The sequence below is a fragment of the Lederbergia sp. B243.17 genome (genome assembly GCF_057657925.1).
The window spans coordinates 1-14,704 of record NZ_JBWBKF010000093.1; the positions used below are offsets into that span (position 1 = coordinate 1).

16 protein-coding genes and 1 pseudogene are annotated in these 14,704 nt (G+C 42.1%); 16 read left to right on the plus strand and 1 reads right to left on the minus strand.

Annotated elements, in window-relative coordinates; genetic code table 11:
• The 16 genes and pseudogenes from AC0TWI_RS19400 to AC0TWI_RS19475 form a co-directional block, all read left to right on the plus strand.
• Positions 1-105: pseudogene (locus tag AC0TWI_RS19400) on the plus strand (ATP-binding protein); the annotation flags it as partial.
• A 53-nt stretch (positions 106-158) separates the two neighbouring features.
• Entirely contained in the window at positions 159-1,175 is a 1,017-nt protein-coding gene (locus AC0TWI_RS19405) for a polymorphic toxin type 50 domain-containing protein (RefSeq protein WP_488127990.1), read from the plus strand.
• Positions 1,176-1,189: 14 nt separating this feature from the next.
• Entirely contained in the window at positions 1,190-1,489 is a 300-nt protein-coding gene (locus tag AC0TWI_RS19410; RefSeq protein ID WP_488127991.1) for a hypothetical protein, read from the plus strand.
• Between the two features lie 262 nt (positions 1,490-1,751).
• On the plus strand, positions 1,752-2,213 hold the full coding sequence (locus AC0TWI_RS19415) for a hypothetical protein (protein WP_488127992.1): 462 nt from the start codon (positions 1,752-1,754) through the stop codon (positions 2,211-2,213).
• A gap of 226 nt (positions 2,214-2,439) precedes the next feature.
• Positions 2,440-2,943 carry a hypothetical protein gene (locus AC0TWI_RS19420; RefSeq protein WP_488127993.1) on the plus strand — a complete coding sequence of 168 codons (504 nt, stop codon included), beginning with the start codon at positions 2,440-2,442 and terminating at the stop codon, positions 2,941-2,943.
• A gap of 4 nt (positions 2,944-2,947) precedes the next feature.
• Complete coding sequence (locus AC0TWI_RS19425) at positions 2,948-3,196, plus strand: DNA-binding protein (RefSeq protein WP_488127994.1); 249 nt, start codon at positions 2,948-2,950, stop codon at positions 3,194-3,196.
• 169 nt (positions 3,197-3,365) lie between these two features.
• Positions 3,366-3,551 (plus strand): hypothetical protein, encoded by a 186-nt coding sequence (locus AC0TWI_RS19430; RefSeq protein ID WP_488127995.1) that lies wholly within the window; start codon positions 3,366-3,368, stop codon positions 3,549-3,551.
• Complete coding sequence (locus tag AC0TWI_RS19435) at positions 3,551-3,823, plus strand: hypothetical protein (RefSeq protein ID WP_488127996.1); 273 nt, start codon at positions 3,551-3,553, stop codon at positions 3,821-3,823. Before AC0TWI_RS19430 ends, AC0TWI_RS19435 begins: the two co-directional genes overlap by 1 nt.
• 214 nt (positions 3,824-4,037) lie before the next feature.
• Positions 4,038-4,571: a hypothetical protein gene (locus AC0TWI_RS19440; RefSeq protein WP_488127997.1), complete on the plus strand. Its 534-nt coding sequence runs from the start codon at positions 4,038-4,040 to the stop codon at positions 4,569-4,571.
• A gap of 168 nt (positions 4,572-4,739) precedes the next feature.
• Positions 4,740-5,582 (plus strand): hypothetical protein, encoded by an 843-nt coding sequence (locus tag AC0TWI_RS19445; protein WP_488127998.1) that lies wholly within the window; start codon positions 4,740-4,742, stop codon positions 5,580-5,582.
• Between the two features lie 191 nt (positions 5,583-5,773).
• A complete protein-coding gene (locus AC0TWI_RS19450; RefSeq protein WP_488127999.1) occupies positions 5,774-6,475 on the plus strand; it encodes a hypothetical protein in 702 nt (233 codons plus the stop codon).
• A gap of 231 nt (positions 6,476-6,706) precedes the next feature.
• Entirely contained in the window at positions 6,707-7,246 is a 540-nt protein-coding gene (locus AC0TWI_RS19455) for a hypothetical protein (RefSeq protein WP_488128000.1), read from the plus strand.
• Positions 7,247-8,001: 755 nt separating this feature from the next.
• On the plus strand, positions 8,002-9,978 hold the full coding sequence (locus AC0TWI_RS19460) for an ATP-dependent DNA helicase (protein ID WP_488128001.1): 1,977 nt from the start codon (positions 8,002-8,004) through the stop codon (positions 9,976-9,978).
• 416 nt (positions 9,979-10,394) lie between these two features.
• Positions 10,395-11,390: a LacI family DNA-binding transcriptional regulator gene (locus tag AC0TWI_RS19465; RefSeq protein WP_488128002.1), complete on the plus strand. Its 996-nt coding sequence runs from the start codon at positions 10,395-10,397 to the stop codon at positions 11,388-11,390.
• A gap of 88 nt (positions 11,391-11,478) precedes the next feature.
• Positions 11,479-12,324 carry an AhlS family quorum-quenching N-acyl homoserine lactonase gene (gene ahlS, locus AC0TWI_RS19470; RefSeq protein WP_488128003.1) on the plus strand — a complete coding sequence of 282 codons (846 nt, stop codon included), beginning with the start codon at positions 11,479-11,481 and terminating at the stop codon, positions 12,322-12,324.
• 10 nt (positions 12,325-12,334) lie between these two features.
• Positions 12,335-13,516 (plus strand): iron-containing alcohol dehydrogenase, encoded by a 1,182-nt coding sequence (locus AC0TWI_RS19475; protein ID WP_488128004.1) that lies wholly within the window; start codon positions 12,335-12,337, stop codon positions 13,514-13,516.
• 332 nt (positions 13,517-13,848) lie between these two features.
• On the opposite strand, the gene AC0TWI_RS19480 is transcribed toward AC0TWI_RS19475, so the two are convergent.
• Positions 13,849-14,640 (minus strand): histidinol-phosphatase HisJ family protein, encoded by a 792-nt coding sequence (locus AC0TWI_RS19480; RefSeq protein WP_488128005.1) that lies wholly within the window; start codon positions 14,638-14,640, stop codon positions 13,849-13,851.
• Between the last annotated feature and the right edge of the window lie 64 nt (positions 14,641-14,704).

Genomic DNA, 14,704 nt, shown 5'->3' on the forward strand with positions numbered 1-14,704 from the left:
TTGGACAGACTCCTTCATCGGGTCGAAGTAATCCACCTGAATGAGGACAGTTATCGAATCAAACACAGAAGCACCATATTCAGAGAAGAACATGTTCAATCCTAGTTAGCAAAAAGTGTTCAAAACTACTTGACGGTAACATCACGTCTCCGGAAGAGATGAAGGCGTATGTAAAGCGCCTCAAAAACGGCTTGGCACAGCTGCCTGCCGATGTAAAGGCATACTTTGAATCCGGAGATGCCGGCGAAGAGATCCGGCAATGGTGGAAGGAGACGAACGACTACATCTCCAACGGGGGCCTACTGAAGGATATCAAGGATGCGGCAATTGCTCTTCCAAAGGAGCTTATCAAGTCACTTTTCAAAGGAGAAACGTACAAAGGCCTTGCTCATGACATGACAATCGGCATGCTGGCGGACATCGAAGCCTTCGCGACCGGAATCGACCCGCGGACCGGCAAGAAGATCAACCTGCCGAACCGGATCGACAGCCTTGTCCAATCCTTCGCCAAGCCGGCAAAGATTGTCAAGAAGGTTAAAGCATTTGACAAAATCATCGACAAGCTGAGCATCAAGAAGCTGGATGGCAAGAACAGCGGCAAAGGGAAAAATAGCAGTGCCACCAATGGGGACAAGGTTCAGAAAGCCGGAGGGAATCAAGCTAATGGCAGTAAAGGAAAGGACTCCTCTGAAAGAAAGAAGGAGGCACCTTTACTGGACGCTCCTGCAGCGGGAGACAATATAGGAAACCAATTGAGGAACGGCAAGGATAGCGGTGATGGCAAAAATGGCAACGGCAGCAGTAACGGCAATGACAGCGAGGGAGGCAAGGACTCTGGCAAGGATTCTTCTGGTGGGAAGAAGGATGGGGATAAGGGTACGGGTAAAGCAATAAATGGTTTTGAAGCTAAAGTTCATCCAGGAAAACAAGGAAAACATATACCCAGTCATTCGAATTATCAAGAAGGCAAAAGTATTTTCACAGGTAATGCACAAACACTATTAGATAAATATGCCGGAAAAGGTGAGTGGATAGGTCAAAATAAAGAGAGGGTAAACTTTAATCAGGTTATAGGAAAATGGGTTGATCCTACTACCGGAAGGGCTCTTGAGACAACCAAAGGTATTATTCACTACTCGAAAAACGGTGCACATATTGTACCAGCAAGACCTTAGAGAGAGGTGTATCAATGGATGATTTTATTTCTGCATTAAATAGGTATCCAAATGGGACAAGAGTTGTAGTAGAGTGGGGAAACAATTTAAAGGTTAAAGCAGAATTAGATACAATTTATGAAACAGATAATGGATTAGAATTAGAAGAAGTAGGATATGAAGAATATTTTGCGTGTACGTTAAAAATATTATCAATAGAAAAAAACTTTTCAAATAAAGTTATTAAAGAAGGAGAGCTATTAGAACTTTCTAAGCTAAATAAACCTAGTAATATTTTCTTGGAGAATGGCGAACTTATTTGGAAGTGTAATTAGACATTTTTCTCCCTAGGGTTTATCTGCCACAGGAAGGAGCGGATATAAATAAAAAATACATTGGATTTCACAAGATGCTTTAGAAGCTGAAATAACTTTAACCGACGGGGAATTTGAAATACTTTGCTTCTCGCAACCGTTAATCTCTTGGAGGAAAGTGAATAAAAGAGCCGATTTATTGTTTAAGTGTCTCTGATATAGTTAAGGAAGTATTAAAAGCAATATGAATGAAACCACCTTAATTGGCTAAAAGTCAGTTAAGGTGGTTTTTGAATTCTCAAAGGACAGGGAGAAACAGGACTATACGGACATGAACCTGTGGGAGTTCCTGGCTTCCGGCGAGTACAAGGAGTACATCAAGCGCCTCAAGAACGGATTGGCGCAGCTGCCTGCTGACGTGTATGATTATTTTGAATCGGGGGATGCGGGAAAAGAGATCCAGCAGTGGTGGAAGGAGACGAACGACTATATTTCAAACGGCGGCCTCCTGAAGGATCTCCAGAGCGCAGCCAAATCACTCGTATCCTGGGAATCACTGAAAGCATTCGGGGCCGGACTGCTCACGAAAGAGTTCTACACCGGATTCGCCAACGATATGACCGTCGGCATGCTGGCGGACATCGAAGCATTCGAGACCGGCACCGACCCGAACACCGGCAAGAAGATCACTGCCGAACCGGATCGACAGACTTGTCCAATTCTTCGTCAAGCCGGCCAAGGTTAGAAGGAAGATCAAGGCGTTTGATAAAATCATCGACAAGCTGAGCATCAAGAAGCTGGATGGCAAGAGCAGCGGCAAAGGGAAAAATAGCAGTGCCAGCAATGGAGACAAGGTTCAGAAAGCCGGAGGGAATCAAGCTAATAGCAGTAAAGGACAGGACTCCTCTGAAAGAAAGAAGGAAACACCTTTACTGGATGCTCCTGCAGCGGGAGACAATATAGGAAATCAATTGAGGAACGGCCAGGATAGCGGTGACGGCAAAAATGGCAACGGCAGCAGTAACGGCAATGACAGCAAGGGGGGCAAGGATCAGAACGGCGGTGGGAATAATGATGATGGTGATAAAGGCAAGGGCTCTGGTAAGCATTCTTCTGATGGGAAGAAGGATGGAGATGGAGGTTCAGGAAATCCCGCACATAGTGCTGCCCAATTTGAAAAATTAAAAACCCATTATCAGCAAGCTGAAAAGTACGGTAAGGCTGAAATAAGAGAGCTATCAGATGGCAGAATAAGATATTATGGTGATGTTACTCCAGCTTCAAAAGCTGGTGAAATGGCTGGTCGGAGAGTAGTTAGAGAATGGAACCCTTCAACTGGTCTAAAAAGAACATGGCATGAAACTGTAGACCATAATGGCATGATAAGACAAGTGAGACCTGATGTTAAATTTACTGCTGGGTCAAAGGTTCATTACCTATTTGATAGTGGTGGAAGTTATTTGGGAAAGTGGTGAAAAAATGGGGCAGCCAACTATAGAAGAGATTATTAATAAATTGAAGCTGATTTTACAAGGAAAACTACCAAGAGAAGAAGTTGCGGATTGGGCTTCAGAATATGTAATGCAAGATGAACCCAATATCTCAGATGAGACTGTTTGGGAACTCCTTCAAGTTGTTTCTGGAGTCGATTTACAAGATAGTCCAGATGATTATTTACATGTAGAGCAAGACATTAAGGATTGGATAGATAAATATACAATTAGATAATGGATGAAACCTTGATTGGCTAAATGCTGTGTAATGCAAAATAGAAGTACAGAGTTTTGAAAGGAAAAAGTACATAACGCCACTAAATATGAGGATGCAACGAAACCTGGTAGCCGTTATGCAAATAGAGCAACAGATGTTTTAAAAGCAGACTTTGAAAAAAAACCTTTTGAAAGATGATTGGAAAAAAACAACCTTAAAAGATGGGGAAATCACCATTTTAACTAAAGATGGTGCTAAATATGTTCTTCGTGAAGGTGCTAAGTCTACAGGAGGTCCAACTGCTGATTTTTATCCTATTGGGAGCAAAGGGTTTACTTTGAAATTAAGATTAAATAGGGGGGAGGGAGATTAATGAACATGGAAAGTCTCTTTTTAAGTAATAATGAAGAATTTAAAGAACTAGAAGAGTTGGTATTTGCTACGTTTAATATTAAAGATAAGTTACCTAACCAAGTTTTTTCTGACAGATTCGGAGGGTTTAAATTCGGAAAAAGGTTGTTAAAGTTGGCTAATATTGAGCTTATCAGAAGACGGCAACTTAAAGAAGGGCGGTCGATCCGCCAATTATCAAAGGTCTTAACCTGCCGAGACAGACACTCAGAAAAGTGTTTAAACGACATTTGAATGGCATTTCTCAGAGATCAGTGATTTAAATACAACAATTTTAAAAGTTTATAAAAAAATCAATAATGTCCAGTAATGAGAGAAGCCTTAAAAGAGTATGGGCTTTTTTAGTGAGGATGAGTGCCAATAAAACTGCCGGAAGGGAACCATACGTAATCAAAGTTAGGATGTGTTAAATATTCATGGCTATCCTGTGAAGTAATGGGGGTATATGATGAAAGAGGAATTACTTAAGACAATTGATAGATTATATGGAAAAGGTGATTTTCAATATATACTCGCAAAGTATATTGATAAGGAATATTGGGTTAGTGAGTTTAAAGATGTGGTAGAACAGATATTCATCGATAATCTTACCGACTTTAATTATTCAACGTGTTTTTCTTATTTTATTCAATCAACTCTAAGTCCGAACTTTAGAATAGGTAGTGATGAATTTAACGATTATCTTAAGGGAAATCAAGAGATAATAGGGGTGATGGTTATGATTTCATTAATTGCCCCGTACTCAGTGGTTAGATATGTTAGGTATAACTACAATGATGGTGCTGAACAACTACATGAAGCATATCATCCAATTAATAAAGAAACAGAGAGAATTAGTAGAGGGGTTTTAGAAATATTAAAAAATAATGGAATCCAAACACTAGACGAAGATCTTCTTAATGTTGTAGTGCCGAATATTTCATTAGAGTTAAAAGAGGAAGATGTTACAATATATAATTGTCTGTTTGAGGATAGTTATTGAATTCTAAAACCTTGATTGGCTAATTGCCTTTCAAGGTTTTTAGATTCAAGCTATTGCAGAATAATAGCATTGAAAACTTATGTTTCTCTGTTTCTGCTGATGACGTTCGCATAGGATATACCACCGCCGGCCTGGGACCTGGACAAGGAGCAGGACAGGCAGCAAGATGTGCCGGACGACTGGAAGGAAGAGCATGAAGAGGAACTTTCGGAAGAAGGGGAGAAAAAGGACTATGTAGACATGAGCTTGTTCGAACTTCTCGCGTCTCCGGAAGAGATGAAGGCGTATATCAAGCGCCTCAAGAATGGGTTGGCGCAGCTGCCTGCGGATGTGACTGACTATATCGATTCGGGGGATGCCAGAGCAGAGATTCAACAATGGTGGAGAGAGACGAATGACTACCTTTCAAGCGGAGGCCTGTTGAAGGATCTCCAAAGTGCAGCCAAGTCGTTATTATCATGGGAATCAATGAAAGCGTTCGGGCAAGGGCTACTTACAAAGGAATTCTACACAGGCTTGACCAATGACATGACAGTTGGGATGCTCGCACATATCGAAGCTTTTGCGACCGGAATCGACCCGCGGACCGGCAAGAAGGTCAACCTGCCGAAACGAATCGACAGCCTCGTCCAATCCTTCGCCAAGCCAGCCAAGATCGTCAAAAAGATCAAAGCGTTTGATAAAATCATAGATAAGCTAAGCATCAAAGCGATCGATGACAAGGGGAGCAAGAGCGGCAAGAATGGAAAGGATAGCAAGGACAACAGTAACAGCATAAACGGTAAGGGTGGCAAGGAACAGAACGGCGGCGGGAATAATGAAGATGGTGATAAAGGCAAGGACTCTGGAAAAGACTCTTCTGACGGGAAGAAGGAAATTAATAGCCCAATTCACCTTAGTGAAGACGGAATTAACTTTGCTGTAAGTAATCAAAGCAGAATGCAACATGCATTTAAACATGGCAAAGACTTAGGATTTGGAAATTGGAATAAACAAACCGCAAAAGAATGAGAACTCCATCTAAATCTTTTGATAATATGCTTGGAAAGGATGGAGTCAAAGGGTTTTACAAAGTAGATGCTCGCGGTAATAATGTTGCCGTATACGTTTATAAAAGCGGCCCAAATGCTGGTAGGGTAGCAACGGTTGTCCGGTTGAGTGAAAACCATATGGAAAAGTTTGATTTAAAGTGAGGGAAAGTAATGGATATGGAAGATGGAGAGTATCTAATTATTAGTTCTTGTATCAAAGGTCGCTATGATTCCGATAAAATCTATGGCTTGATACAAGCTTTTGATAGTATAGGTGCAACCTTCGAAACTATGGATTTATTAAAAGCAAATCCAGAAACAGTAGATTACAGTGTAGTCTGGGAAGGGGTTGAAGAACTTTCTTCCCCTTTCTCAGAGAAATTGTTGAGTAGATTCGTATTATCAGCACTTGAACTAAGATTTGATAGCGGTATTCCCGCTAGATTGCAGGTTATGTTTTTAGATAAATGGTCATATGAAGTTTCTTTATTGTTTAATTATGATTATTTAATTGATGGGGAAAATGATACAGGAAAGATAACCAGCCGCTTTAAGCTTATTGAAAGTATAGCACTGATGTTTTTTGAAAAACTCATCCCTTTATATGGAACTATTGGTGTAGAAAGAGGGGTAGAAGGGATAGGGCGCTTGATTGAAGACGTTCCTGGATTGCCATGTGACAAGGTTTATTACAACAAGCAATTTATTAATAAGTCGCCCCTTATATTAAATTTTATACAGGAAGCAGCTTATTCATACGAAAACAATGCAGGTGTTTATTTTAGGAATAGTCGCTTGGAAGATTTTCAGTATGTTGAAGATGAGAAGCTGATGAAAAGATTAAATGAGGAATTGATCATTGCCATAGGATAGCTTGTTACCTGTCTCAGTCGTCTCTTTGATCACTTGTAATTTATATTCTTTTGAATGCTTTACTCTAGGCGTGATGTCAACCTCCTTGGTACATAGAGCAGTATAAATACTCTTATTGTCCAAGTTCATTTGGGAGCTTATGAGATAAAGGAACAGGAAAAGTCATTCAGGTAGCAGATTTAAATAAAGCAGATTGGGTTCCAGACAGTGGATTATAAGGAGTGACACTTTATGATAAATAAAAAACCCGGAAAGGTTTGTGATTTAGTTCATGAATTTACTATTTATAATCACAACTTAAATAGAAGACATAGTGGTTTTACAGAGTTAAAGCAGTTGGTTGATGAAATAATCAAAACCGGCGAATATGCCGAATTAATAATCACACCTATATACCAAAATAATAAAATTAAGCTTGGGATCATGTGGGATGATGAAGACTTTAGTATTTCTATGACTGAAAATGAAGTTCTTACAAAACAAGAAATCGAGCAGGAAATTAGCGATATTCGCGAAAGGGAATTTACTGCAATGACTGATGAGCAAAAGTATGTTTCGCTAAAGACTGTTCGATTATTTCCTATAGGGGATGTAGAGCTTTTTCACAATTGTTTAATAGAGTATGTAGAGTTTTTAGAAGAAAGGATACCAGTTTACTACAGAGAAGTTTTGGATAAAGTGAAAAACAATTATCAAAACAATTTAGAGCTGCTTGCCTTTGGTTCTTTGGGGTTTGAGGTGTTAGCGAATACTATAGACAACGATTCATGATGCAAGGGACGTCCCGCGCATCAGCTTGAAAGTCTCCTAATGTGAATCCCTCACACCGGGTGCCAGGTTCTCACTGAATTCTGAACTATTCGGGAAACTGGCACCTTATGAGTTGGCATTCCTTGTTATGGAGGTCTTGGATAACTCTGCTTCCGTCGGGTCTTTTGGCCGGACTCTTCCCTTCCGCAGGTCCTTCCCTTGTAGTGAGACCTGAAACCTTTTTTAGAGAAATCGCAGTTTACTCGTTCCAATCTCTTTCAAAAACAAAGTGATCATTCTGTTCACGTCCTTATTAATGCACACTTCCTGTCACTTCCTTTCGTAAGAGACATCTATATGTACATCCTGCCTGAGCAGTACATTCATAATACCAGGGCACCGTCCAATATAGTTTGCCAGACAAGCCCTCGTGAACGCTAAAAGCAGCATACCGCCTCATTAAGCAGCCCCAGCTCCACACTCAGTCCTTCAAATCCTCAAACGAATTGACATCTTCCATATAAGCAGGAACGACCAATCCTTGCCGGACGCCGGTAATATTCGGGCCTAGATCATCGATTGTCCATCGTATTTTTCAACGTACACTTAGTGGTTATATGGCAGCCGAGGGGCGACGGATGCATCAGCTCCGCAGCTTGCGGAGTTAATTTGACGTATTCCGTATGCTCGCTCATAAGACAGGTTGCCAAACCTCTTCATTCATGAGATAATTCTAGCTTTCCTAATAACAATATGACTGTGTTGGAGGCGTATGTGTGGAGCGATATCCTTTCTCCTATAATCCGTCAGAACCGTTCGTCAAGCAGGTGGGCGATTGGGTTGCGGATGTTTTTTATGATGTGTTACCTGAACATGGGTTTGATATCCGTGATGAACAAATATTTATGGCTTACCAACTGGAAAGAGCTTATGCCAATAAGAAAACTATTTTTGCAGAAGCCGGAGTAGGTACGGGGAAAACACTTGTGTATTTGCTTTATGCCGTTAACTATGCAAGATATACACGTAAGCCTGCAGTAATTGCCTGTGCAGATGAGTCGCTCATAGAGCAACTTGTGAAACAGGAAGGAGATATAGCCAAGCTTGCCCGCTATTTGGATTTACAGATTGATGCGCGGCTCGGCAAATCACATGATCAATATTTATGTCTCAAAAAAATAGATGGAGTTCGTCTTCAGGATGAAGATGCGGCGGTTATTGAAGACGTGTATAAAAATCTTCCTGATTTTGTTCATACCCCAGGAACAATGCAATCTTTTTACCCTTACGGCGATCGTAAGGAATACCCGCATCTGAATGATGGACAGTGGAATAAAATCAACTGGGATTCATTTCAGGATTGTTTTGTATGTGATAAAAGACATCGCTGTGGCATGACCTTAGCTCGGGATCATTATCGAAAATCTACAGACCTTATTATCTGTTCTCATGATTACTACATGGAGCATGTGTGGACCTATGAAGGTAGAAAAAGAGAAGGTCAGCTTCCACTGCTCCCGGAGCATAGTTCAGTCGTCTTTGACGAAGGACATTTACTCGAATCGGCAGCACAGCATGCCCTCAGTTATAAGCTGAAGCATAGCGCATTTGAGGAGATTATTACTCGTCTACTTGATGGAGAGATCAGAGAAGCTCTGGCCGAACGAATTGAAGACTCCATTGAACAGAGTCAGCTTGTGTTTTCAATGGTAGCGGAACAAAGTGAAGCGATACCTGGTTCTGATCGGAAACGAATCCTTATTGATGAGAAGCTTCTAAAGGAGCTGAATCGTTGGAAAAGTACAATTGAGGCTATTGATGAAGAACTGGTCTTTGAGAGTGGCTTGCATACGCTTGATGAATATAAGCTGCGTATCGTTGAAGAGCATCTGGAGATGATCCAAACTGTGCTTCATCTGTTTCGTGAGCCGGATACCTTCATATGCTGGGCGGAAGAAAATGAGGATGGTGCTGCAACACTTGCCATTATGCCGCAAACGGTTAAGGAAGTGCTGGAGGAGCGGGTATTCGGTCTTCAGATGCCGATTGTATTCTCTTCAGCAACCTTGTCGGTTGACGGATCTTTTGATTACGTTACAGAAAGTCTCGGAATCAGTGAATATTTATCTTTTTCCGTAGACTCTCCGTATGATTACGAGACGCAGATGAAGCTAATAGCACCGAGTGAACTTTTGCAAGACGAAGAGATTCAAAGTAAGGATATTGCGGCGAAAAAACTGGCCCTTGCAGCCAAGCTGATCAAACGCACCGACGGACGAGCTCTATTGTTATTTAGAACAATGAATGAGCTTCTCGAGTTCAAACAAGCCGCTTCAGGTCATCCATCTTTCACACCTTATACGATGCTGTATGAAGGTGACCGTGAGATCAGCAGCCTTATATCTGAGTTCCAAAATACTGAGGAAAGCGTACTATGTGCGGCAAGCCTATGGGAGGGTCTGGATGTACCGGGACCTTCATTATCCAACGTAATTATTTGGTCACTGCCTTATCCGCCGGAAGATCCTGTATTTATGGCTAAACGGGAAGCTGCTGATTCAGCATATGAAGAAGTGGACCTGCCATATATGCTGCTTCGCTTGCGACAAGGACTAGGAAGACTCATACGCTCATCAACGGATCAAGGAATTGTATCCATCCTGGATGCGGAAATTCTGCTCAATCAACATGTCAGAGACAAAGTGGAAGCAGTACTGCCGCCTGGAGCAACCCTTGATGTAGAAACGTTGTAAGCTATCCAGAGATACTTTCTATTTTAAAACATTATCTTTGACTATTACTTCAAAGTAAGACGAGATGGATTAAAGCCAGTCGATCAAAATGATCAGCTGGCTTTTTTGACGGTATTGAACTTTCGTTATCCATTCGCATAATCTTATATGCTTTTCACTGAGAGATGATGATCTTTCACTCAATCTTGTTACCCAACTAATTAAATAATCCAAACAAACCATGCGATGGGGAAACTTCGCCTGGTTAATATCGGACCTGGTTCAGGTTTCCAAATTTTCTAAGAGAATAAGGAAAGGACAAATCTGATCGATGCTTATTTCCGCTAGATACAGAAGACAGGAAGGAGTACTTTTCTGAAACTCTTGTTTTTGATAAACTGAAGCAAACAGCGAGATGGAAGGGTGGTGGGCGGAGAGTGGTTTCTTCCAAAGATGTCGCCCGGCATGCAGGTGTTTCCCAGACGACGGTATCAAGAGTGCTGAATACTCCTGAGTTGGTGAAACAGAAAACAATGGATAAGGTATTAAAGGCGATTGAGGAGCTAAATTACATACCGAATGAGATTGCAAGATCGCTCGTTCAAAAGAAGACGAAAGTGATAACGCTCATATCAGGCCCGCTGCATAACCCGTTTTTCGTGGATTCGACGACGGAAATCGTCAATTATGCAAATAGGCGCGGCTATAAAGTGAATGTGTATTTTGGGGCCGACGACAATCTGGAGTCTATATATAGCGCCGTTCTTGAAGCAAAAACCGACGCGATTATTTTGTCATCGATTTTGTTTGATGATCCGCTTTATGACCAGTTGGAGCTGCTTGGCATTCCATTTATTACTTTTAACCGGAAGCATAAGAAGAATGAGAGATTTGTGGAGCTGGATAATGAAAGGGCAGGCAGGCTGGCAGCGGAGCATATCCTATCGCTTGGACACAAGGATGTTTGCTGGATCGGAGGCCCGCAGACGATGAGCACCTTTTTTGGCAGGCATAAAGGATTTATGGAAGCGATGAGAGGAGAGAGTGACCAAGGCGAGGCTTCATTATATTTCACAGATACGAGCAAGGAAGAGATTCATCGTGTCATGAATGAAATTGTCAGCCAGGATCGCATTCCAACAGCCATTTGTGCAGCCACTGATGCCATTGCACTTGAAGTGATCGACTTTTGCCTGAATAAGGGTTTCTGCATTCCAGAGGACTTTAGCGTGATCGGCATCGATAATGTCGAACTGAGCAAGCATCATGCGATAAACCTGACCACGGTTGGAACGGTGAGCGGTAAGAATCTGGGCTTGACTGCGATTGAGAAATTATTTGATAGTATCGAGTCAGAAAGCGCTTGCATACGACAGACAGAATCTGTTAAACTCTTTTTAAGAAAAACAACTGGGAAAAATACATCCTTTTGACCGGTTGTATTTTTTTTATAGAGAAATGGTTACGTATTCATTTCTGTATATTCAGTCAAAAAATTTAAAAAAGGGAGATGACAATGGTATGAATGTAATCAAGAAACACCCGAAATTGTATGTAATGGACAATGGAACAATGCGGATGGATAAAAACTATATGATCGCCATGCACAATCCGGCCACGATCGACAATCCAAACCAGCCGAATGAATTTGTTGAGTTTCCTGTATACACAGTCTTGATTGACCATCCTGAGGGTAAAATCCTTTTTGACACGGCTTGCAATCCGAACTCCATGGGTCCAGAAGGAAGATGGGGAGAGTTCACGCAAAAGGCTTTCCCGATCAATATGCCGGAGGAGTGCTATTTGCATCACCGGCTTGAGCAATTGAATGTCCGGCCGGAAGATATAAAATATGTTGTTGCTTCTCACTTGCACCTTGACCATGCTGGCTGCCTGGAATTGTTTACGAATGCGACGATTATCGTCCAAGAAGATGAATTTAACGGCACTTTACAGACCTATGCTCGCAATGTGAAGGAAGGAGCGTATATTTGGGCAGACATTGATATGTGGATCAAGAACAATCTGCAATGGCGCGTCATCAAGCGGGGAGAAGACCATGTGAAGCTGGCTGAAGGAATCGAAGTGCTCAACTTTGGCAGCGGTCATGCATGGGGAATGCTTGGCCTGCATGTAAATATGCCGGATACGGGCGGGATCATCCTTGCTTCCGATGCGATTTATACAGCTGAGAGTTTTGGGCCTCCGGTAAAGCCGCCGGGCATTATCTACGACTCTGTTGGATACAATTCTACCGTTGAAAGGATCCGCAGGCTTGCTAATGAAACGAATTCCCAAGTCTGGTTCGGCCATGATCCAGTTCAATTCAAGGGATTCAGGAAATCGACAGAAGGCTACTACGAATAAAAGGGGGCGGGTGCGTATGCAGAAGGTAACATTTACTCCGACAAGCTATGTGGGCTGGGGCTCCCTGTCCGTATTGCCAGATGAATGCAAAAGATTACAAGCAACAAAGATTCTGATTGTAACCGATCCATTTTTAACAAAAATCGGTCTGACTGACAAGCTGGAGGAACCTCTTCGAGAGTCGGGGTTTCATACGGAACTGTACACGGACGTCGTTCCTGAACCTCCGCTTGAAGTAGCTGAAAAGCTCGTTGCGTATACAAGAGAGCATGAATATGATCTTGTCGTAGGACTGGGCGGAGGCAGTGCTCTCGACTTGGCCAAGCTGGCGGCGGTATTGTCGGTGCACGAGGGGAACGTGGCTGATTATCTCAATCTGACGGGGATGAGAAGGATTGAGAAGAAGGGCCTGCCGAAGATTCTGATTCCCACCACTTCAGGAACAGGCTCAGAGGTCACGAATATTTCGGTGCTGTCCCTCGAGTCGAATAAGGATGTTGTGACCCATGACTACTTGCTTGCGGATGCAGCAATCGTTGATCCCGCCTTGACAGTTTCCGTACCAGCAAAGGTTACAGCCGCTACCGGGGTCGATGCCCTTACACATGCAATTGAGGCCTACGTCTCTAAGAACGCCAATCCTGTCACGGATGCCCTGGCGATGAAGGCGATAAATCTGATCAGTGGTTCTCTAAGGACAGCGGTGGAAGATGGCGAAAACGAAAAGGCTCGTTCTGATTTGAGCTACGGCAGCTATCTGGCAGGCCTTGCATTCTTCAACGCAGGCGTGGCAGGCGTTCATGCTCTTGCCTACCCTCTCGGCGGTCAATTCCATATTGCGCATGGGGATTCGAATGCTGTCCTGCTCCCATATGTCATGGGTTATATCCGGCAAAGCTGCTCTGATAAGCTGCACGACATCTTGGATGCAATGGGCCATCCTGCCCCAAAGGTCTCAACAGAGGAGGCATCTGCTAAATGCATTGAGGTACTCAGTGCTTTGGTCGAGGACGTAAAGATCCCTTCATCTTTAAAAGGATTCGATATTCCTGAGAGCGCATTAGAACGCTTAACGGAGGATGCCGTCAAGCAGACAAGGCTGCTGGCAAGGAGCCCGATGGAATTGAAAAAGGAAGATATCCGCATTATCTATCAAGCGGCATTTGATGGAGTGGTGAGAGAGAAGGACTAAAATGATGAGGAGAAAGACGTAGGGGAAATATCATTATGATCGGAAAGTTTGGCCGACACCAGAGTCCTTATCTGGATGATATTGTGGTCAATTTTTTCCTGATTTCATAGTTTCTTCATATGCCAGAAATCCAGCCATCCCAGGTTGATAATTCTCCAACAGGATCACGTAACTAGTTCTGAAAATCTCCCCTTTGGTCTCTTCGTTAGGAACTAATCATATTCAAATATCATTTGTTTTAGATGCGCCTTCCGCCGGCCTTTGCGAAATGTCTGGCGAAAGGCGTCTTTTTCTTTCTCCAACAAACAGGAAGAGAAAAATTGTGTATCTGGTTATTCTAACAGAACCGGAATAGGCCTCCTGCGTTCGTATCGATATATGTATTTAAAACCACATTGTTGGGCCAGTTTAGCTGCGTCATAAAAATTGGCACCTACAGTTTCAGATTTATGAGAATCAGATCCTATCGTTACTATTTCTCCACCTAGTTGTTTGTATCTTTGGAGAATCAGTAGCGATGGCATGGTGTCGGACAACTCAGTTCTTAGGCCAGACGTATTAATTTCTACACCTATATTCCTTTCGATTGCTTTTTTTAGTGTTTGTTCAATAATGCCTTCATATTCCTTAAAAGAATAGATTCCATATTCCTTATATGCATAACGCTTAATTAAATCAAAATGAGCAATTACATCTATATCGGCTTCCGAAACCATTTTATATAACTCGGAAAAATAGAGAGCATAGGCATCCGTCTCATACTCACTAAGGACTATACGTAGTTTTTGGTTATTAATATTGTGGACCGACCCTAATACAAAATCGAGAGGTAAATTATGAAGTGCTTGCTCGTATTGATCAGCTAACAAATGGGGTTCACAAAGTTCAATACCAATTTTGATGGGAATATCTTCAGCGTATCTTTCTTGGCAGTTTCTTATATCATTCAAGTATTCTTGAAAGTTTATATGGCCATAAGTCGGCGAATCAGGGTTGACAGAGAAATGTTCGGTAAAACAGATTTCTTTTATACCGTTTTTGATAGCTTGTGCACAAACATCGCCCATGGTTGCTTTAGAGTCGAATGAGTGGCTTGTATGATGATGATAATCCATTAAATACATATTCATGTCTCCTCTGATATTTTTATTTAACTATAGTATGTATATTTTGGAGTGTCCATTAAGG